This is a genomic window from Candidatus Methylomirabilota bacterium, from assembly GCA_035315345.1.
Taxonomy (GTDB): domain Bacteria; phylum Methylomirabilota; class Methylomirabilia; order Rokubacteriales; family CSP1-6; genus CAMLFJ01.
In genome coordinates this window covers 19147-38817 of sequence record DATFYA010000188.1, presented here as the reverse complement: position 1 = coordinate 38817, position 19671 = coordinate 19147, and the positions used below count along the sequence as shown (strand labels likewise).

Sequence of the window (19671 nt, the reverse complement as noted above, 5' to 3'; positions counted from 1 at the left end):
CTGGGCCTGCTGATGTTGCCGAGGCCGTTCAACTTTCTACTGTGGGTGCCGTACGCAATCGTACTGCCGCTGGGAATACTCTGGTGCAATCGGCGTCAGCGGATGATTCGAAGTGAGGAGGCCGGTTCCGGGGCTCCCGGCACGGGGCCGCACTGAGAGATCGGTGAAGGTATCGTCTACAACGCGTTGGAGCAAACGGCGGCGCTAACGGGAGCAAGCGTGTGAGCGAACGGCTGTGACTCGCTCGCGCAACGACCCGCCTACGGCAGGTCGGCGCGGCGCTCCACCCAGCTGATGCCTTCCGGGATCCTGAACTTGGTCACCGTGTCCGAGCCCTCGCTGTAACCGGTGAACCAGTCGTCCTGCTCCCACAGGACGCCGTAGGGCAACAGGAACCGGGCCAGCACGGTCGTGCCGCTCGGGCGCAGCCGCACCGGGGGGAGCGGGCGCGTCGCCAGGCCGTCCTTGTCCGGGATGTAGAGCGTGGCCGGCAGGTCGCCCCCGGGCCACGCGCCCCGGTGCCTCAGCCTCACGGTGTAGGCGCCGGCCGCGGCGCCGCGCAGCCAGAAGACCTCGAACGGTGCGGTGGCCGTGGCCCTCAGGACGCCGGGCAGCCGCACCGTCTGAACCGGACCGTCGAGCCGATCCGGCGTGGATCGCACCACGGCGCTTGCCTCGACCTCGAGCCCCTCGAGGCCCTCGGGCCACTCCATGATGAGGACACCGCTCGGCTTGCGCGGGCCGCCGGCATATACCGTGATCGCTTCACTCCGGCTGCCGGGCCCCTCGCCGGGCGCGGCCTCCGCTCGCAGATGGAGCACGGGGGCGAATATCGGCAGCACCTTGCGGAATCGCCCCTCGGAGACCTTCAGCGGGATGCGCCGGTCATTGGCGAGCAGCGAGAGCGTCGTGACGGTCTTGTCCTCGACCGTGCCCTCGACGACGATGACGGGCGGAGCGTCCGGGCCGAGAACGAAGCCGTCCCCGGGGCTCGTGAAGACGATCCGGCCCGGGCCGGCGGGGACGTACTCGATCGAGATGCTGCCCTCAGCCCTCGCGTCGCCGGGCCCGGTCGCCACCGCGCGCAGGCGGTTCAGCCCGGGCTGGAGCCGCACCGAGGCGCCGAAGGTCCCATCGCTGCCGAGGACCACCTCGGTCGGGGCCTCGTTGACGGAGAGGGAGAGCTGGTCAGCTGGCCCCCCCAGTACCCTTCCCGTCACGGGCTCGACCTGCCGGTGGGTGACGCGCGCTCGCGGCCCGTCGAACTCGAGGCCGAGGCCCCGCGCCGCGGTCCCCGGTCGGGACCCGGCGCCCGCGCCGCCAGACCCGGGCGTCCCGGCGGCGCCTGGCGCCCCGGTGGGCGCCGCCGTGCCGGAGGTGCCGGGCGTCCCGGCGGGACCGAGCGCCGTGGCCGGACCTGCTGTCGTGAAGGGACCGGATGTCCCGGACCGGCCAGGTGTGGTGGAGGCGCCGGCTGCGCTGGAGGCGCCAGCTGCGCGGGAGGGGCCGGGTGCGCTGGAGGGGCCGGGTGCGCTGGCAGGGCCGGGTGCGCTGGATAGGGCGGGTGCGCTGGCCGATGCCTCGGCCGAGCCCGGCTGGGGCGTCGCGAGCGAGCTGGCCAAGGTGCTCGGCGCCGCGCCAGCCGACGGCGCCATCGCCCCCTCGGCCTGCGTCGGCCTGTCTGCCGCCCGAGCCACAGCCGCCGCGGCCTCCCGACTATCACCGGCCACGGCACGCGGCCCAGGCGGCTCGTCCTCGGCGACCGGCTCCGGCGGCGGGGCTGGTCGAGGCGACGGCTCCGGAACCGGTGCCACCCGTGCGGCGGGCGGTGTCGGGCCCGGGTCGGAGGCGCGCGGGAGGGCCGGTGCGGGCGCTCCGAAGTCAGGCGCCGACAGCTCGGGCGCCGGCTGCTCCCTCGCCGCCGACACCTCGGGCCGAGCATCCGGGGATATCGGCTCTGCGCGCGCGCTAGCCGCGGGCGGCGCCTTCGGCGAGCTCTCGAGGCTCGGCGACGGGGTCGAGGTCTGTGGGGCAGTGAGCGCGGGTACGGACGCCACCATCGGCGGGCGCTCTCCGGGAGCCGGTGGCTCGGGAAGGGGCCATGCCGGGCCGACCGGATCCTCGCCTTCCGGCATTGGAGGCAGGCCGGATGGCGGGACGCGGACGGCTACCTCGCGCACCAGGGGCGCGGGCCTCTCGGGACTGGCCGGCGGCGGTGGTGCCGGAGACGGTTTCGGCTCTGGCTTCGTCTCGGCGCGGGGCGGGCTCTTCGCGGTCACGATGGGCCTCGCGGGCCTGGCCGGCGCTGCCGCCGGTGTCGGTGGGGTGGTGGCGCGGCGGCGTGGCGCCGGGACCGCCTTCTCCCGATCGGCATCAACGCGAGGCGCCGCCGTCGGCCGCGCCGTAGCGGCCGCCTTCCGATCGGCCTCCGGTGCGCCGGCGCGGGCCGCGCTCGCGGCGGCTCCCGCGGGGGCGCCCGGTGATCGGCGCCCGGGAGCCCGCAGCGGCTTCGTGACCGGGGGCGGTGTCGGGGCGAAGCCTGGAGCCGCGAGCGCGGCGGCTTCTGCTCCCGGCGCCGCCGGGGCGGACACGCCGGCACCGGTCTCGGAGATGGCGAGATCTGCCCAGGCTACCTCGGGCTCGGCGCTCGGCGCACCCGACAATGAGGCGGCCACCCAGACGAGGTCCATCGCGACGGCGATATGAAGCAGCAGCGAGCACAGGTACGCCAGGGTGAGTCGCCAGACGGGAGCACACCGGTCGCGCCGGCGTCGCGCGAAGGCTGAGAACCGGCCGAGCGGCCGCGCCGATTCGTGGGGCTGAGCGGGATCCTCGGAGGCGCTGTCCGGTCCGGCGTCAGGCGTGGTCATCCGGCTGCGACAGGCGGCGGGGCATGATGATTTGCTATCCCATGGCTCCGAGGAAGGGGGAGTCTAGCTACTCCGGATCGATCTGTCAACCAAGTCCCACGCGCCGACGGCATGCCCGACGTGGTTGGCGAGCGGCTGGATGTGGACTGGACCCGCTGGCTCGCGCGCGGAGACGGCCATGCGTCGGCCCGCTGGACATCCCGGTGAACGCGACGCGAGGCCTTCGTCAGCGGAACAGGTCGATCAGCTCCTGGAGCGCGACCATCTGGTTGCCCCGGGTGGACGAGGGTACCATGATGAGCGTCTTCACGCCGGCCGCGTACCAGGCCTCCACGCCGTCGCGCACCTCGGTCGGGCTGCCGTAGAGCGTGACCTGCGAGAGCCAGCGGTCTGACATCAGCGAGGGAATGCGGTCGTCCTGGCCGGCCGCGATCGCCGTGCGGATGGCCTGTATCTCCTCCGCGAAGCCGGCCTCGATCCAGTAGTTCTGGTAGTTCGGCAGCTTCACGTAGCCGACCAGCGTGCGACGGTTCACCGCGGCGGCGGCGGCGCGATCGGCGTCGATGCAGGTGGGCACCATGTTGCCCACGAAGAAGTCCGGGTTCGTGCGCGCGGCCTCGGGCAGGGCCTCGAGCGATTTCGGCATGTACGAGCGCGCCGCGTTGGCCCACACCGCTCCCTGGGCGATCTCGCCGGAGAGCGCCGTCATTTTCTTCCTGAGCGTCGCCAGCGTGATCGGAGGCAGCTCGCCCACCTGCTTCGCCCCGGTCTCGAGGTCCTGCACGAAGCGGCGGATGTCCTCGAGCGGCTTGCCCGGCTTGACGCCGAGCCGATCGTGCGTCGGGCCGTGACTGATGCCAATGCCGAAGCGGAAGCGACCGCCGGACAGCTCGTGGATCAGCGCCGCGGTCTGGGCGAAGTCGAAGGGGTGGCGCGTGTAGATGTTGGCGATGCTGGTGCCGATCGAGATCGAGCGGGTCGAGAGGGCGAGGGCCTCGCAGAGCCCGAGGCCGTCGCCGAAGCTCGGGCAGTAGAGCCCGCTGAAGCCTTCCTCCTCGAGGCGCCGGGCGACCTCGATGGTGGCCTTGCGGCGGCCGGGAACCGCCGCGAGGCTGACCGCCGGCTTGCGCGTCACGCCCACGGCACGGCTCCGCCCCAGCGGTTCAGCGACGTCGTCTCCGACGTGGGCCGCCGCTTGCTGGGGCCGTACTTCACGGCCGGATAGCCGAGCGGGATGCAGAAATGGAACGTCATCTCCTTCGGAATGTCGAACATGGCGTGAAAGCGGTCCATCACCTTGGCGTGCAGGGTCGTCGGCAGCGAGCCGATGCCGAGGGCGTGGGCGGCCAGCATCAGGTTCTGGCACGCGGGGATCACCGAGTTGGCGCCGCCGCCCGGCGCGGTGAAGGCGAAGACGATGCAGGGGGCGTCCTTGATGTCGTCGGCCAATCCCATCGCGGATCGGTGGTTCTTGTCGGTGAGCGGGATGTCCTCGGGCTTCGTCCAGCGGTGATCGTCCCAGCGCTTGGCCCACCAGGCCTCCTTGTAGAGCGCGCCGAACTCGCGGATCTTCGCACGGTCGTTCACGATCAGGAAGCGTCCCACCTGGTTGTTGCCGCCGTTCGGCGCCTTCACCGCGGCCTCGATGATCAGGTGGAGGTCCTCGACGGGGATGGGATCCGGGCGAAGCTTTCGCGTGGACCTCTGGGTGAACATGGCTTCCCCGATCGGCATCTTCAGACGGTCGGTCTGCATGGGCGCACCTCCTGTCGGTGGGGTCACGCGCCGAGCACGCGCCCGAGCCAGCGGGCGATGTCGGCGATCTCCTCGGCGGAGACGGAATGCGGCATCGGGTACTGGTGCCACTCGATCGAATAGCCGAGGGCGGCCACCTGCTCACGCCCGTGCTCGGCCATCGCCAGCGGGATCATCGGGTCGTGGACGCCGTGGGCCCAGAAGATCGGCACGCCGCGATTCGCGGGTGACGCCTCCGCCGCCAGCGTGGCCGAGAGGGGCAGGTAGCACGAGAGCGCGAGCACGCCGGCGAGCCGCTCGCGGTGGCGCAGCCCCACCTGCAGCGCCATCGCGCCGCCCTGGGAGAAGCCGGCGAGCACGAGCCGGCCGGGCGCGATGCCGCGCTGCCGCTCGCGCTCGATCAGCGCCTCCACCTGCTGCGCCGACTGGCGCACGCCCGCCTCGTCCTCGCGCCGCACGCCCGCGAGCGCGCGGATGTCGTACCACGCGCGCATGACGTGACCCTGGTTGATGGTCACGGGGCGCAGCGGCGCGTGCGGGAACACGAAGCGGATGGCCGGGCGCTCGGGCAGCCCCAGCTCGGGCACGATCGGCTCGAAGTCGTGCCCGTCGGCGCCGAGGCCGTGCATCCAGATCACCGCCGCGGTCGGATCCGGCGCGGTCTCGACCTGGAGCGAATCGAGCAGATCGGCCATGGCGGACGTGCTACGAGCGGGGCAGCGGGGACGGACCGCCGGAGACTACCGGCACTCCTTCACCCAGTCGACGGCCTCGACGGTGACCCGGTAGGTGCCGGCGTCGGCCACCGGAACGTCGAAGAGCGAGCGGCCGCCCGAGAGCACGTCGCCGACCACTCGGCGGCGATACGTGCCGGTGACCGCGCCGTCGCCCCCGATGCGGTCCACCCGGAGCATGACGTTGGCGCCGTCCTTGATGTGGTCGTTGTAGAGGTAGCCCACGACGCGAGCTCGTCCTCCCGGCGCGGGCTCGACGACCCATTGAGGCCGCAGCGCGGCGACGTCCTGCGCCCCGACCACGCGCGGCAGCCCGTAGACGAGGCCGGCCGCCAGCACGAGCATCCCGATCCACCGCGGCATGGGCGGAGTGTACCGCGAATCTTGCCCCGTGGAGTAGAGTACGGGCGTGACCCGCCGTCGCTCCGGTTCCGCCTCGTTCGCCCTCCTGCTGGCGCTCCTGTTGACGACCACCGTGGCGGCAACGCCCGCCCGGCTCGATCCGGCGGAGCTCCTGGCCGATGTCACCGCGCTGACCGCGCCCGAGATGGAAGGGCGGGGCTCCGCCACGCCGGGAGGCGATCGCGCAGCTCGCTACATCGCCGACACGCTCGCGCGGGCCGGTCTTCGTCCCGGCGGCGATGACGGCACGTTCTTCCAGGGATTTCCCGTCGCACAGGTCCCGGGGCTGGGCCCCCGCAACGCGCTCGAGTCGACCGGCCCCGCGCCGCGAGCACTACCCGCGCCGCGAGCACTACCCGCGCCGCGAGCACTAGAGGTCGGCCGCGCGTGGACGCCGCACGGGGGCTCGGCCACCGGCGAGGCGGTCGGCGAGCTCGTCTTCGTCGGCCACGACGACTACGCCGGGGTGAACGCGCACGGTCGCATCGCGCTCGCGCTCTCGGGCGCGTCCGGGCCGCCGGCCGCCCGCGCCTCGCGGCTGGAGCAGGTGATCGCGGCGCGCCGCGCGGGCGCTCGCGCAGTGCTGATCGTCGACGACGCCCTGCCCGCGGTGACGGCCACCGGCGCGCCGGTGGCGATCCTCTCGGGCAGCATCGGCCGGGACGCGGTGGACGCGCTGCTCGCCGGCTCCGGACACTCGCTCGCCACGCTGACCGCGCCCACCGCGACCGGCGTCTCGGTGCGGCTGCGCGTCGACCTGGCCACCGAGGAGCGGCGCGCCGCCAACGTCATCGGCGTGCTGCCGGGGACGGATCCCGCGCTGGCCGGCGAGGCGATGGTGATCGGCGCGCACTACGATCACCTCGGGCGCGAGGGCGGCGACGTGTACCCCGGCGCCGACGACAACGCCTCGGGCACCGCGGTCGTGCTGGGACTCGCGCGGTCGCTGGCCGCCGCGCCGCCCGCGCGGACCCTGGTGGTCATCCTCTTCGCGGGCGAGGAGATCGGGCTGGTGGGCTCCGACTATCACGTGCGCCATCCGTCGGCGGTGCCGGTCGAGCGCATGGTGGCCATGCTCAACTTCGACATGGTGGGACGCCTCGAGGGCCGCCGTCTGCTCGTCGGCGGCGTGGACACCGGCAGCCGGTTCCGCGCGCTGGTGGAGGCGGCCGCGACGGAGGCCGGGCTCGACGTGGACCTGCGGCCGGCCGGAACGGGGCCGTCCGACCACACGCGGTTCCACGGCGCCGGCGTGCCGGTGCTCTTCTTCCACAGCGGCTCGCACGCCGACTATCATCGGCCGTCGGACACCGCCGATCGGATCGACGCGGCAGGCATGGCCCGCATCGCCCATCTCGGCCGCCTGCTGGTCACCCGGATCGCCGACGGCCCGCGCCCGGTGTTCGCGCGCGTGCCGGGCGCCTCGCGTGGGCGCGCCGAGCGCGCGGAGCCGCGCCCGGAGGCGCGCGGGGCCGGCGCGAGCGCCTTCCTCGGCGTCGCGGCCGATTCGCGCGCCGGCTGGGACGGCGTGCGGCTCGGCTCGATCGTGCCGGGCAGCGCCGCCGAGCGGGCCGGGCTGCAGGCCGGCGACGTGCTGGTCCGCCTGGACGAGACGGGACTGCAGGGCTTCTCCGATCTGCGGGCCCTGCTCGAGCGGCATCGCCCGGGCGAGACCCTCCGCCTTGTGTACCTGCGCGACGGCCTCGATCATTCGATCTCGGTCACGCTCGGCGCGCGCCCGTGAGCCTGGCGCTGGCGGTCACCGCCGCCTCCTGCCATCTCCGCAACCTGCGCACGCGCCTGCCATTCCGCTACGGCGCGGTCACGTTGACGCACTTCCCGCTGCTCCATCTCGCGCTCGACGTCGAGGCGACCGACGGCCGGCGCGCGCGAGGGTTCGCGGCCGACAACCTGCCCCCGAAGTGGTTCGACAAGAGCCCGGCGCGGAGCTTCCGCGACAACGTGGAGGATCTGCTCGCGTCGATCCGCTCCGCGGAGTCGGCCTATCTCGACGCGGCGCGGACGCCGCGGCCCGTCTTCGACGTCTGGCGCGACGCCTACGCGGAGTGCGCGCGGCGCGGCCCCGGGCTCGGGCTCAATGCGCTCACCGCCGCGTTCGGCTCGTCGCTGTTCGAGCGCGCGCTGGCCGACGCGGCGGGACGGCTGACCGGGCTGGACGTCGTGGGCCTGCTGCGCGCCGACGTGCTCGGCATCCGCCCGGAGGCGGTGCACCGCGGGCTCACCCGGGAGCACCTGCTCGCGTGGGCGAGCCGGCCCGCGCCCGAGGCGATCGCGGTGCGGCATACGGTCGGCCTGCTCGATCCGATCGTGGCCGCCGACGTGGCCGCCGACGGCTGGCTGCGTGACGGCCTGCCCCAGACGCTGGAGGAGTGCGTGTCGCGTCACGGGTTGACCCACTTCAAGCTGAAGGTCGGGGGCCAGGTCGACGCCGACGTGGAGCGCCTGACCCGGATCGCGGCCACGCTCGACCGGCTCGTGGCGGAGCCCTACGTGGTGACGCTCGACGGCAACGAGCAGTACAAGGCGATGGCGGACTTCGCGGCGCTCGTGGCCGCGATCCGGGCGACGCCCGCCCTGTCCCGGCTCTGGCGCTCCACCGCGTTCATCGAGCAGCCCCTCGACCGGGCGATCGCGCTCGATCCGGCGGCCACCGAGGGCCTCGAGGCGCTCGGGCGGCAGGTGCCGATCATCATCGACGAGAGTGACGGCGATCTCGAGGCCTTCCCGCGCGCGGTGGCCCTCGGCTACCGCGGGGTCTCCACCAAGAACTGCAAGGGCATCGTGAAGTCGTTCGTGAACCGCACGCTGGTGGAGGCGCTGAGCGCGGACCGGCCGGAGCGCGCGCGTCTGTTCATGAGCGCGGAGGACCTGACCAACGTGCCGGTGGTGCCGGTGCAGCAGGACCTGGCCACCGTGCGGGCGCTCGGCATCACCCACGTCGAGCGCAACGGGCACCACTACGTGCGCGGCCTCGCGCACTGCTCGCGGGCCGAGCGGGCCGCGGCGCTGCGCCACCACGGCGATCTCTATCTCGGCGACGAGCGCGAGGCGTGGCTGCGCATCGAGGCGGGTCGACTCCGCGTCGGCTCGCTGGCGACGGCCGGGTACGGCGTGGCCTTCGATCCCGATCTGGCCTCGATGATCCCGCTCGACCGGTGGACGTTCGACTCGCTGACCGCCGGGCCGGGGGAGACGGGCTAGCCTAACCGCCGGCTGCCTCGTCGGCGGCGGTAGCGGCGGCGGCGTCGGCCAGCAGGGCGTACTTCGCGAGCGTGCGCTCGGCGACCGCGGCCGGGAAGTGGCCGGCGTCGATCCAGTCCAGCGTCTCGTCGAGCACTTCGGCGAAGTGGGCCTCGTGCCCCGGGTCGAGGCCGGCCGGGATCACGATCTCGTGAACGCCTGGCCCGCGTGGCGTCGCGACCGGCCCGGGCAGCTCCGCGCCCACTGCGGCGAGCGCCGCGTCGAGGGCGCGCGCGGTGGCCGCCGCGTCACCTCGCGCCTCGACCGTCACGCGCCGCTGGAATCCGGTCGCCGCGCTCTGCTCGACCCGGACCAGCGCGGCGCGACCGTGCAGGACGAGGCGGGAGGTGTCCCCACCGCCAGGCGGCGTCGAGATCTCCCAGCGCGTGACCGCGCGGGCTGTCACGCCGGCGAGCGCGTAGGTCAGCTCCGCGTTGCAGAAGACGCGGAGGCTGTCGCCCACGACGGCCGGGCGCAGGTCGGCCGGCATCGAGCGCGTGCCGGTGACCCGGCCGAAGACCTCGAGGGGCACGCGCGTGGACCAGCCCCGCGCGGCGATGAGGGTCGGCGCCCGGCTCGTTGACCGCGGTTCGGCATCGAGGAGCCACTGCGCCTGATCGACCAGGTGCGTCGGGATGTCCACCGCGCCGCCGCCCTGCGCGCGCGAGTCGAAGTACCACCACGGCCGGCGCAGCGGGGCGCCGTCCACCTGCTTCTCGAAGTGGTGGACGCTCTCCTGCTCGATCGCCGGCGTCGCGGTGGACGCGAAGCCGCCGAACAGGACGGAATCGTCCACCAGGCGCTTCACGAGGCGGGCGACCGCGTCGCGGCGGCCGGTCATCATCTCCCGTGCGATCGGGGCGGCGCCGAGGCTCGCGCGGATATCGTCGAGATCGCCGGACCGCACCAGCCACGGCTTGTCGGCCAGCACGTGCAGGCCGGCGTCGTGCAGCCGGCGGATCACGCGGGCCTTGCCGCCGTTGCGCCCGGCCAGCACCACCAGGTCGGGCGGGCGGTCCGCGAGGAGACGGGCGAGCGGGTCGGCGCCGACCTGCACGCGAGGGCGCCAGCGGGTCGGGCGTGTCGCGCGACGGTTGAAGCGGTCGATCAGCGCGAGGAAATCGTCCAGCTCCGGGCCCGCGGCCGCGTAGACCGAGATCTCGGGCGCCACGCGCGGATTGGCCTCGCGGAGGGTCAGCGTCGCGTGGAAGTGGCCGGGCTCGAGGAAGGCCAGCGCGTGCACGGGCGGAGCCTAGCACAGCGCGCTGCCCACATTGCGCCTCGGGAGCGGCGGGCGTCGAGTACTATGGGCTCGCCGATGACAGGCGCCGGCCGCCTCCTGCACCGCTACCTGCCAGCCGCCGCGCTCTTCGCGGCGCTGCTCGTCGCCTGGCAGCTCGCGGTCAGCGTGCTGGGCCTGCGCGAGTACCTCCTGCCCGCGCCGCTCCGCGTGGTGGCCGCGATGACCGGCGACGAGATCCCGTGGCTCCGCCACGTGTGGATCACCTCGGTCGAGATCGTCGGCGCGTTCCTGCTGGCCGGGGTGGTGGGCGTGGCCCTCGGGATCGCGGTGGCGTGGTCGCCGGTCCTCTCGCGCGCGCTGGTGCCGTTCCTGGTGTTCGTCAACACGCTACCCAAGGTGGCGGTGGCCCCGCTGTTCCTCTTGTGGCTGGGCTACGGCGTCCTGCCCAACATGCTGATCGGGGCGCTGATCGGGTTCTTCCCGGTGGTGATCAACACCGCGGTGGGGCTGACCCAGGTGGACGAGGAATTGCTCGACCTCGGGCGCGTGTTCAACGCGCCGAAGTGGAAGGTGTTCGCGACGATTCGCATCCCCAACGCCTATCCGTACATCCTGAGCGCGCTGAAGGTCACCGCGACCGCGGCGGTGGTGGGCGCCATCGTCGGCGAGTTCGTGGCCTCGCAGCAAGGCCTCGGCTACGTGATCATCACCACCCAGGGCAGCATGAACACCCCGGTGGCGTTCGCGGCGCTGGTGTGGATCTCGGTGGTCGGCCTCGCGGTGTACGGCCTGGTCGTGCTGGCCGCCCGGCGTATCGCGCCGTGGGCTCAAACCGTGGACTGAAAGGAGAGAGCGTCTATGAAGCGCGTGGCCATGTCTCTCGTTCTCCTGACGATGGTGGCATCGGTGGTCGGACTCGAGTTGAGCGCGCCGTCCGCGCAGACCGCGCCGCAGAAGGTGGTGTTCGCCCTGAACTGGTTCCCGGTGGGCGACCACGCGGCGTACTGGGTGGCGCTGGAGAAGGGCTACTACAGGCAGCGCGGGCTCGACGTCGACATGCAGAACTCCAAAGGCTCGGGGGACTCGATCGCCAAGGTCGACACCGGCCGCGCCGACGTCGGCCTGGCTGACAGCGCGGTGGTCATCGCCTCCTCGGCCCGCGGGACCAAGGTGAAGGTCGTCGGCATGGTGTTCGACAAGAGCCCGCTCAACGTGTGGAGCCGCAAGGAGGCGCCGATCACCAAGCCCAAGGACCTCGAGGGCAAGACGGTGGGCGCCCCGCCCGGCGACGGGCAGCGGCAGATGTTCCCGGCTTTCGCGCGCCTCAACAACATCGACCAGACCAAGGTGACGTGGGTGAACGTGGAGCCGGCGGCCAAGGTGCCGGCGCTGGCCGAGAAGCGGGTGGACGCGGTGGCCGACTACACCACCGGCCTGCCCTTCTACGAGAAGGCGGTGGGCAAGGGCAACGCGATCATGCTGCCCTGGGCCGACCACGGGTTCGACATGTACAGCATGTCCATCATCGCGAGCGAGAAGACGATGAAGGAGCGGGCCCCGATGCTCCGCGCGTTCCTGGAGGCCTCGTACCTGGGCTGGCGCGACGTGATGACGGACCCGAAGTCGGCGCTCGAGATCTTCAAGAAGCGGGTGCCCGAGATCGACCTCTCGATCATCGAGCCGAACATGATGATGGGGCTCGAGCTGATGCGCACCGACCGCTACGCCAAGCACGGGATCGGCTGGATGGACGAGAAGAAGATGTGCGACTCGGTCGATCTGGTGAACACCTACATGGGCGTGCCGGCCAAGGTCGAGTGCAAGGCGGTCTACACCAACGAGTTCCTCACCAAGGTGGAGCTGCCGAAGTCCGCCCGCTGATCGCCGCGGCGTGACCGATCTCATCCGCCTCGACCGGGTCGGGATGACCTACCCGACCGCATCCGGCTCGGTCGAGGCGCTGCGGGACATCGACCTCGCGGTGGGCCGCGGCGAGCTGGCGGCCATCGTGGGGCCGTCGGGCTGCGGCAAGTCGACGCTGCTGCGGATCATCGCGGGGCTGCGGGCGCCGAGCCGAGGCCGCGTCGAGGTCGACGGCCGGGCGGTGGAGCGGCCGCTGCGCTCGGTCGGCATGGTGTTCCAGGCCCCGGTGCTGCTGAAGTGGCGCACCATCGAGTCGAACGTGCTGCTGCCCGCCGAGCTGTCCGGGCTGGATCCGCGCGCCTACCGGGCGCGGGCCGCCGAGCTGCTCGCGCTGGTGGGGCTGGCCGACTTCGCGCAGAAGCTGCCGCGCGAGCTATCGGGCGGGATGCAGCAGCGCGCCTCGCTCTGCCGCGCGCTGCTGCTGGACCCGCCGCTGCTGCTGATGGACGAGCCGTTCGGGGCGCTCGACGCGCTGACCCGCGACGAGATGAATCTCGAATTGCTGCGGGTGTGGGGCGAGGGGAGCCGTGAGCGGAAGACCATCGTGTTCGTCACCCACTCGATTCCCGAGGCGCTGTTCCTCGCCGACCGGGTGATCGTGATGACGTCCCGCCCGGGCCGCCTCGGCCGCGTCTTCGACGTGCCGCTGCCGCGACCGCGCACCGTGGCCTCCCGCGCCCATCCCGACTTCGGCCCCCTCGCCCTCGCCATCCACGAATCCCTGCAGGGGTCAGGTCTTACAATGCGACATTTTCCCGACGCGAGCCCCGGCGAGCGCTGAGGCCGCCTACGGCTTGGCGGGGACCTCGCCGCGCCAGGCGCCGGTCTCGCGCCGGCGGGACTCGATGAAGTCCTTGAAGCGCTCGAGGTCGCCGTTCACGCGGCTCGAGACGACGCCGACCGCGTCGCCCACGTTCTCCATCACGCCCTCCGGGTCGTACTCGACCTGCAGCATCACGCGGGTCTTCTGATCGGCGAGGCGGTGGAAGGTGACCACGCCCGCGTTCTTCGCGCCCGACGTGCTCTTCCACGCCACGCGCTCGTCCGGCCGCTGCTCGGTGATCTCGGCGGTCCAGTCCTTCTCCTTGCCGCCGATGGTGGCCTTCCAGCGCAGCCGCCGGTCGTCCAGCTGGGTGACCGCGGTGACGCCCTCCATGAAGCTCGGGAACTCCTCGAACTGGGTCCACTGGTTGTACGCGGTGCGCACCGGCACTTCCACGTCGATGGACTTCTCGATGCTGGCCATGGTCGCTCCTTTCCGTTGCACGGATGCAGCAGGAAAGGGCAAGCGATGTGCCACCGCGCCGCGCGCCGCATTGTCCGTCCTCGCATCGCGTTCAGCGACGCGTGGACGGAACGACACGAAGGTCTTACTGCGTAGATATGTGCCCCGCGGCGGGGTGGGCGCTCTCGGGGCAAAAATGTCGGAATGTAAGACCTGACCCCAGGCAGCCAGGTGTGCAGGATGCCGGTGACGGCCATACGCGCGCAACCTAGCGCGGGCACTGGGCGGTTGACAAGCCGCACCGCCCATCGCAGAGTCTGGGCACCCAACATCCACCCGCTCGCTCCCGGAGGTGCAGGCATGGCGCGTCGAGCGTTCCGGCTACGTTTCCTCATCGCGTGCGCGATGGCGATGGTGCTCCTGATCGCGGTCGGGCCCGCCGCCGCGCAGAAGAAGGGCGGCGTGCTGCGCGTCGGCAATCTCGGCGAGCCGCCCGCACTGGACGCGCACTGGACGACCGCCAGCATCACCGAGACGCTGACCAACCACATCTACGAGGGGCTCTTCAGCCTCGACCGCGACAACAAGCCGATCCCGATGCTCGCGGAGAGCGCCACGGTGAGCAAGGACGGGCTCACCTACACGTTCAAGCTGCGCGCGGGGGTGAAGTTCCACAACGGCAAGGAGATGACCTCCGACGACGTGGTGGCCTCGCTCAATCGCTGGGGCAAGCAGTCCATCTACGGCAAGGCGCTCTACGCCCAGGTCGCCGAGCTGCGCGCGGTGGATCCGTTGACCGTGGAGATGAAGCTCAAGGAGAAGTCGGCCATCGTGCTGATCTCGCTCGCGGTGCCCAACAACTTCGGAGCGATCTACCCCAAGGAGATCGCGGCGAAGTTTCCGCCGGAGGTGAAGGTGACCGAGTACGTGGGCACCGGCCCCTACAAGCTCGCGGAGTGGAAGCCGGACCAGTACATCCGGATGGTCCGCTTCGACGACTACAAGTCGCGCAACGAGAAGCCCAACGGCTACGGCGGCGGCAAGACCGCGTGGCTCGACGAGATCCGCTGGGTGCCGGTGCCCGAGGTGGCCACCCGGGTCGCCCAGGTCGAGACCGGCGAGCTGGACTTCGCGGACGACCTGAACCTCGACTCCTACGACCGCCTGAAGGCCAACCCCAACGCGCATCCGATCATCTCCAAGCCGTACTACTGGCTCGTGGCCGTCTTCAACAAGAAGGAAGGGTTGATGACGAACCAGAAGCTGCGGCAGGCCTGGCAGGCCGCCATCGACATCGAGCCGATCATGAGGAACGTGGCGGGCGGCAAGAAGGAGTTCTACCGGATGGACAGCAGCCTGGCCCCGGTGGAGATCAGCGCCTGGCACACCAAGATCTCCGGCCTGCCCTGGGACGAGCACAACCGGGACAAGGCCAAGAAGCTCCTGCAGGAGTCGGGCTACAAGAAGGAGCCGATCCGGTTCATGACCACCCAGGAGTACAAGTGGATGTACGACTTCGCGCTGCTGAGCAAGCAGCAGCTGGAGGACGTGGGCTTCAACATCGACCTGCAGGTGGTGGACTGGGCGACGCTGGTCAAGCGGCGCAACAACCCCAAGGAGTACGACGTCTTCACCACGGGCATCGGGGCTCTCTACGACCCCACCCACCACATCTACCTGACCCCGAGCTGGCCGGGGTGGACCACCGACGAGGGCATCCTGAAGATCCAGAGCGAGCTGGCGCGCGAGACCGACCCCAAGAAGCGCATGGCCCTGTGGGAGCAGCAGACCCGGCAGTTCTACGAGAAGGTCCCGGTCATCCGCTACGGCGACCTGTTCGGCCTGCGCGCGATCCGCAACACGGTGAAGGGCTTCAACGAGTCCACCGAGCGCATCCGCTTCTACAACGTGTGGCTCGACAAATAGCCACGCCGGAAACAACCTACCGCGTTTGTCCCGCCGCCGCGGCTGATAACCAAGCGGTGGGGGGGCCTGGGGGAGGAGCGGCGCCGCTCCCCCCCAGTTAGATCAGACCAGATCAGATCATGTTCGCGTACCTGATCCGGCGCCTGCTGGCCGTCGTCCCGGTGATGGCGGTGGTGGTGACGGTGGTGTTCCTGCTCATCCACCTCATCCCGGGCGACCCGGTGAGCGTGATGCTGGGGCCCGACGCGACCCCGACCCAGATCGACGCGACCCGGCGCGCGCTCGGGCTCGACCGCCCGATCTACCAGCAGCTGCTGGGCTTCTACGGGCGGGTCCTGCGCGGCGACCTCGGCCAGTCCTACTTCCTGGACCGGCCGGTGGTCACCGCGATCGTCGAGCGCGCCGAGCCGACCCTGATGCTGATGACCTGCGCGCTGCTGGTGGCGGTGCTGATCGGCGTGCCCTCCGGCATCGTGGCCGCGGCCCACCGCGGCTCCATCTGGGACCGCGTGTTGATGATCGGCTCGCTGCTCGGCGTGTGCATTCCCGGGTTCTGGCTCAGCCTGAACTTCATCTACCTCTTCGCGGTGCGCCTGGGCTGGCTGCCCGCCGCCGGCTACGCCTCGCTCTTCACCGATCCGGTGAGCGCGCTGCGCTACATGGTGCTGCCCGCGGTGTCCCTCGGCTTCAACCAGTCGGCGCTCATCGCGCGCATCAGCCGGTCCTGCATGCTGGAGGCCCTGCAGCAGGACTACGTGCGCACCGCGCGGGCCAAGGGCCTGCCTCAGCGCTCGGTGACCTACGTGCACGCGTTCCGCAACGCGCTGGTGCCCGTGGTCACGGTCATCGGGGTGACCACCGCGGTGCTGATCGGCGGCGCGGTCATCACCGAGATCGTGTTCAATATCCCCGGGCTGGGCCGCCTCGTGATCTCGGCGATCCTGCGCCGCGACTACCCGGTGGTGCAGGGGGTGGTGCTGGTGACCGCCGCCACCTACGTGCTCATCAACCTGGTGGTGGATCTGCTCTACGCGTTCATCGACCCGCGCATCCGCTATGACTGAGGCGCTGACCGAGCGGCAGCGCTGGCTGCACCGGCTCGGCCGCAACGGGGCGGTGGTGACCGGAGCGGCCATCCTGGTGGTGCTGGTGGCGGCGGCCCTGTTCGCCGACGTGGTCTCGACCCACAACCCGACGCGCCTGGCTCCCGCGAACCGGCTCCAGCCGCCGAGCGGACAGCATTATCTCGGCACCGACGAGTTCGGGCGCGATGTCTACAGCCTGGTGCTGCACGGCAGCCGCATCTCGCTCCTGGTCGGCCTGACCACCATGCTCCTGACCTCGGCGGGCGGCATCGTGATCGGGCTCACCGCCGGTTACTCCCGCCGCCTCGACGTGCCGGTGATGCGGTGCATGGACGGCCTCATGGCGTTCCCGGCCATCCTGCTCGCCATCGCGCTCATGGCCGCGCGCGGCCCCGGAGTGTGGAACGTGATCCTCGCGCTGTCGGTGGTCTACATGCCGCGCACCGCCATGCTCATCCGCAGCACGGTGCTGAGCCTGCGGGAGCTGGACTACATCCAGGCCGCGCGGGCGCTCGGCCGCCACGACGGCGCGATCGCCCTGCGCCACATCCTGCCGAACTGCATCGGCCCGCTGCTCGTGCAGGGCAGCTTCGTGTTCGCCTACGCGATCCTCGCCGAGGCCATCCTGGGCTTCCTGGGCGTGGGGGTGCCGCCCTACGTGCCGTCGTGGGGCAACGTGATCGCGAGTGGCAAGAACGTGATCCGGGAGGCGTTCTGGGTCAGCCTGTTCCCGGGTCTGGCCTTGACGATCGCCGGGCTGAGCCTCAATCTTCTGGGCGACGGGCTGCGAGACGTGCTGGACCCGAGGCTCCGGGTGCGCTAAGAAGGAGGCGCCGCGACGCGGGGACCCGCGGCCTCGGACGTCACGAACACCAGGATCGGTCAGCTTCTCGACCTCGCCACTCAGCGCGGGCGAGAAGCGTCGAGAGGAAGGAGCCGGTGATGGCAGCGATGGACTCGAGGCAGGTTTCACTCCTGGACGCGGGGCCGCCTTCGCGCACCTTGCTCGGGCGCCCGAGGCGAGGGCTGGTCGCGCGGCCCGCCCCCGGCGGCGCGGTGGAGATCGTCCGGCACGTCAACGGGCCGGTGGAGGTGAAGGTCTCCGGCCTCGTCGACGGCGCCGAGCGCCGCATCCGCCAGTGGCAGGGCGTCGCCGCCTCGCTGTTCCTGATCATGGTGGTGGGCGCCGCGCTGGCCATCGTGGTGGTGGCGCTGCGGTGGGACTACGAGCGCGGCCGCGCCATGCAGGTGCTCCAGACAGATCTACAGATGGCCCGCGCCCGGGAGCGCTGCTGGGAGGCGCTGGCGCGCTTCACGCCGCGCACCGCCGACGACGTGGTGACGCCGGCGAGGCGCGACGGCTGGGTGGCCCGTTGCACCAGCACCGAGCTCGACCGCGTGAACGCCAAGCGATGAACAGGGAGGAGCGCATGCATCAGCCGATGGAGGCGGTTCACGCCGACGAGCGGGAGTGGGAGACCCTGCGGTGGCCGGGGCAGCGGAGCAAGATGCTGTTCCATCCGCGGGCCGAGCGGCCGACCGAGCCCAATGCGGGGCTCGTCCGCTACGAGCCCGGCTCGCACCATCCCTACCACAAGCACGACTTCGCCCAGGTCTGGTACATCCTCGAGGGCGAGTTCCAGATCGGCGAGCAGCGCTACACGCCGGGGACCATGCTGTTCTATCCGGACCCGCACTTCGAGCAGCCGCTCCGCACCGAGACCGGCGGGCTGATGCTGTTCGTGCAGTACCAGGGCCCGACCACCGGCGGCCAGCCGATCTACGACGGGCGGTTCAACATGAAGGCCCGGAAGGCGGTGGCCGAGGAGAACGTGGAGCGGTAGTCCTTCGTTCCCCGGAGCCCGGGGGACGAGAGGCCGGCGTGCAAGAACCCGTACGGTACGCGGCGAGCGGCGAGGTCCACATCGCCTACCGGGTCTTCGGGGCCGGGTCTCGCGACATCGTCCTCATCCCCGGCACGCTCTCCCACGTCGAGCTGCTGTGGGAGGTGCCGAGCAACGAGCACCTCCTCAAGCGCCTCACCACCTTCGCGCGGGTAATCGTCTTCGACAAGCGCGGGCAGGGCCTCTCCGACCGGGTCGCCGAGCAGACGCTCGAGGAGCGCATCGGTGACGTGCGCGCGGTGATGGACGCGGCCGGCTCGGAGCGCGCGACCATCTACGGCTGGTCGGAGGGCGGCCCCATGTGCTTGATGTTCGCGGCCACCTATCCCGAGCGAACGTCCGCGCTGGTGCTCTACGGCACCTTCGCCTCGATGAAGGGCGAGCCGTGGGGCGTGACTCCGGACGTCCTCGATCGGTTTCTCGGTGCGCTCCAGCGCCACTGGGGCGAGGGCGCTCTTCTCCAGCTCAACGCGCCGAGCCGCCGCGACGATCCGGCCTTCGTCGAGCATTTTTCCCGGATCGAGCGCGCCGCCGCCAGCCCCGGGTCCGTCCGTGCCCTGATGCGCGCCAACTACGACATCGACGTGCGGAGCCTCTTGCCCACGCTCCGGGTGCCGACGCTGATCCTGCATCGCGTCGACGATGGGCTCGTTCCGGTCCGGGCGGGCCGCTACCTGGCCGAGCACATCCCGGGAGCCCGGTACGCGGAGATTCCCGGGTCCGACCATCTCGTGCTGGATCTGGAGACGCAGGACGTCATCGCGGATCAGATCGAGGAGTTCATCACGGGGGGACGCCGCCGGCTGGAGGCGGACCGGGTGGTCGCCACCGTGATGTTCACCGATATCGTCGGCTCCACCGAGCGGGCCGCCCAGATCGGAGACCGCCGCTGGCGCGAGCTGCGCGCGGAGTGGCACGAGATGATGCGACGAGAGCTCGCCGCGTTTCGCGGCCGCGAAGTGGACACCGCGGGCGACGGTCTGCTCGCCACCTTCGACGGCCCGGCCCGGGCGATCCGATGCGCGTGCTCGGTTCGCGAGCGGGTCCACGCGCTGGGCCTCCAGGTCCGTACCGGGCTGCACACCGGCGAGTGCGAGCTGGGTGGCGCCGGCGTGGTCGGCATCGCGGTGCACATCGGCGCGCGGGTGGCCGCGCTGGCCGGCCCCGACGAGGTGCTCGTCTCGAGCACGGTGAGAGACCTGGTGGCGGGCTCCGGACTCGAGTTCGTCGATCGCGGCAGTCACGCCCTGAAGGGCGTGCCCGGCGACTGGCGCCTGTTCGTCGTGCCTTGACGGCGGGCGCGACCCATCCCTCACCCTGCCCTCTCCCCTAAAGGGAGAGGG

General features: G+C 71.5%; 18 protein-coding genes. 11 read left to right on the top strand and 7 right to left on the bottom strand.

The genetic code is table 11. The annotated features are described in order from the left end of the window. Positions 1–260: 260 nt before the first annotated feature. The 5 genes from VKN16_24055 to VKN16_24035 form a co-directional block, all read right to left on the bottom strand. Positions 261–1220, bottom strand: a complete 960-nt coding sequence (locus tag VKN16_24055) for a hypothetical protein (protein HME97290.1) — start codon at positions 1218–1220, stop codon at positions 261–263. A gap of 1876 nt (positions 1221–3096) precedes the next feature. Beyond that, a complete protein-coding gene (locus VKN16_24050; GenBank protein HME97289.1) occupies positions 3097–4011 on the bottom strand; it encodes an LLM class flavin-dependent oxidoreductase in 915 nt (304 codons plus the stop codon). Next, positions 4002–4625 carry a nitroreductase family protein gene (locus tag VKN16_24045; GenBank protein ID HME97288.1) on the bottom strand — a complete coding sequence of 208 codons (624 nt, stop codon included), beginning with the start codon at positions 4623–4625 and terminating at the stop codon, positions 4002–4004. The genes VKN16_24050 and VKN16_24045 overlap by 10 nt, the downstream gene beginning before the upstream one ends. A gap of 23 nt (positions 4626–4648) precedes the next feature. After that, on the bottom strand, positions 4649–5320 hold the full coding sequence (locus tag VKN16_24040) for a dienelactone hydrolase family protein (GenBank protein ID HME97287.1): 672 nt from the start codon (positions 5318–5320) through the stop codon (positions 4649–4651). A gap of 45 nt (positions 5321–5365) precedes the next feature. Beyond that, complete coding sequence (locus VKN16_24035) at positions 5366–5722, bottom strand: hypothetical protein (GenBank protein HME97286.1); 357 nt, start codon at positions 5720–5722, stop codon at positions 5366–5368. A 46-nt stretch (positions 5723–5768) separates the two neighbouring features. On the opposite strand from VKN16_24035, the gene VKN16_24030 reads away from it, so the two are divergent. Both VKN16_24030 and VKN16_24025 read left to right on the top strand, forming a co-directional pair. After that, positions 5769–7505 (top strand): M28 family peptidase, encoded by a 1737-nt coding sequence (locus tag VKN16_24030; GenBank protein ID HME97285.1) that lies wholly within the window; start codon positions 5769–5771, stop codon positions 7503–7505. Then, positions 7502–8983 (top strand): enolase C-terminal domain-like protein, encoded by a 1482-nt coding sequence (locus VKN16_24025; protein HME97284.1) that lies wholly within the window; start codon positions 7502–7504, stop codon positions 8981–8983. The genes VKN16_24030 and VKN16_24025 overlap by 4 nt, the downstream gene beginning before the upstream one ends. Position 8984: 1 nt before the next feature. Here VKN16_24025 and VKN16_24020 read toward each other — a convergent pair whose 3' ends face one another. Further along, complete coding sequence (locus VKN16_24020) at positions 8985–10265, bottom strand: putative oxidoreductase C-terminal domain-containing protein (GenBank protein ID HME97283.1); 1281 nt, start codon at positions 10263–10265, stop codon at positions 8985–8987. Positions 10266–10340: 75 nt separating this feature from the next. On the opposite strand from VKN16_24020, the gene VKN16_24015 reads away from it, so the two are divergent. The 3 genes from VKN16_24015 to VKN16_24005 are packed head-to-tail and all read left to right on the top strand — an operon-like array spanning position 10341 to position 12969. Continuing rightward, positions 10341–11108 carry an ABC transporter permease gene (locus tag VKN16_24015; protein ID HME97282.1) on the top strand — a complete coding sequence of 256 codons (768 nt, stop codon included), beginning with the start codon at positions 10341–10343 and terminating at the stop codon, positions 11106–11108. Between the two features lie 15 nt (positions 11109–11123). Then, positions 11124–12146 carry an ABC transporter substrate-binding protein gene (locus tag VKN16_24010; GenBank protein ID HME97281.1) on the top strand — a complete coding sequence of 341 codons (1023 nt, stop codon included), beginning with the start codon at positions 11124–11126 and terminating at the stop codon, positions 12144–12146. Positions 12147–12189: 43 nt separating this feature from the next. Continuing rightward, the gene (locus VKN16_24005) at positions 12190–12969 is read left to right on the top strand and encodes an ABC transporter ATP-binding protein (GenBank protein ID HME97280.1); all 780 of its coding nucleotides are present in this window, start codon (positions 12190–12192) and stop codon (positions 12967–12969) included. Positions 12970–12975: 6 nt separating this feature from the next. On the opposite strand, the gene VKN16_24000 is transcribed toward VKN16_24005, so the two are convergent. Beyond that, positions 12976–13434 (bottom strand): SRPBCC family protein, encoded by a 459-nt coding sequence (locus VKN16_24000; protein HME97279.1) that lies wholly within the window; start codon positions 13432–13434, stop codon positions 12976–12978. Positions 13435–13773: 339 nt separating this feature from the next. Here VKN16_24000 and VKN16_23995 point away from each other — a divergent pair, with 339 nt between their 5' ends. The 6 genes from VKN16_23995 to VKN16_23970 all read left to right on the top strand — a co-directional run bounded on the left by VKN16_23995 (position 13774) and on the right by VKN16_23970 (position 19620). Then, positions 13774–15339: an ABC transporter substrate-binding protein gene (locus VKN16_23995; protein HME97278.1), complete on the top strand. Its 1566-nt coding sequence runs from the start codon at positions 13774–13776 to the stop codon at positions 15337–15339. Between the two features lie 119 nt (positions 15340–15458). After that, positions 15459–16403, top strand: coding sequence for an ABC transporter permease (locus VKN16_23990; GenBank protein HME97277.1), 945 nt, complete (start codon positions 15459–15461; stop codon positions 16401–16403). Next, on the top strand, positions 16396–17247 hold the full coding sequence (locus VKN16_23985) for an ABC transporter permease (GenBank protein ID HME97276.1): 852 nt from the start codon (positions 16396–16398) through the stop codon (positions 17245–17247). The genes VKN16_23990 and VKN16_23985 overlap by 8 nt, the downstream gene beginning before the upstream one ends. A gap of 119 nt (positions 17248–17366) precedes the next feature. After that, entirely contained in the window at positions 17367–17840 is a 474-nt protein-coding gene (locus tag VKN16_23980) for a hypothetical protein (protein HME97275.1), read from the top strand. 14 nt (positions 17841–17854) lie between these two features. Further along, positions 17855–18268 (top strand): cupin domain-containing protein, encoded by a 414-nt coding sequence (locus tag VKN16_23975; GenBank protein ID HME97274.1) that lies wholly within the window; start codon positions 17855–17857, stop codon positions 18266–18268. Positions 18269–18306: 38 nt separating this feature from the next. Beyond that, positions 18307–19620 (top strand): adenylate/guanylate cyclase domain-containing protein, encoded by a 1314-nt coding sequence (locus VKN16_23970; protein ID HME97273.1) that lies wholly within the window; start codon positions 18307–18309, stop codon positions 19618–19620. Positions 19621–19671: the final 51 nt, after the last annotated feature.

Excerpts from the sequence above, each read along its gene's own strand:
- VKN16_24045 (HME97288.1), bottom strand. The coding sequence starts at position 4,625 with ATGCAGACCGACCGTCTGAAGATGCCGATCGGGGAAGCCATGTTCACC.
- VKN16_24040 (HME97287.1), bottom strand. The coding sequence starts at position 5,320 with ATGGCCGATCTGCTCGATTCGCTCCAGGTCGAGACCGCGCCGGATCCG.
- VKN16_24035 (HME97286.1), bottom strand. The coding sequence starts at position 5,722 with ATGCCGCGGTGGATCGGGATGCTCGTGCTGGCGGCCGGCCTCGTCTAC.
- VKN16_24015 (HME97282.1), top strand. The coding sequence starts at position 10,341 with ATGACAGGCGCCGGCCGCCTCCTGCACCGCTACCTGCCAGCCGCCGCG.
- VKN16_24010 (HME97281.1), top strand. The coding sequence starts at position 11,124 with ATGAAGCGCGTGGCCATGTCTCTCGTTCTCCTGACGATGGTGGCATCG.
- VKN16_24005 (HME97280.1), top strand. The coding sequence starts at position 12,190 with ATGACCTACCCGACCGCATCCGGCTCGGTCGAGGCGCTGCGGGACATC.
- VKN16_24000 (HME97279.1), bottom strand. The coding sequence starts at position 13,434 with ATGGCCAGCATCGAGAAGTCCATCGACGTGGAAGTGCCGGTGCGCACC.
- VKN16_23995 (HME97278.1), top strand. The coding sequence starts at position 13,774 with ATGGCGCGTCGAGCGTTCCGGCTACGTTTCCTCATCGCGTGCGCGATG.
- VKN16_23990 (HME97277.1), top strand. The coding sequence starts at position 15,459 with ATGTTCGCGTACCTGATCCGGCGCCTGCTGGCCGTCGTCCCGGTGATG.
- VKN16_23985 (HME97276.1), top strand. The coding sequence starts at position 16,396 with ATGACTGAGGCGCTGACCGAGCGGCAGCGCTGGCTGCACCGGCTCGGC.
- VKN16_23980 (HME97275.1), top strand. The coding sequence starts at position 17,367 with ATGGCAGCGATGGACTCGAGGCAGGTTTCACTCCTGGACGCGGGGCCG.
- VKN16_23975 (HME97274.1), top strand. The coding sequence starts at position 17,855 with ATGCATCAGCCGATGGAGGCGGTTCACGCCGACGAGCGGGAGTGGGAG.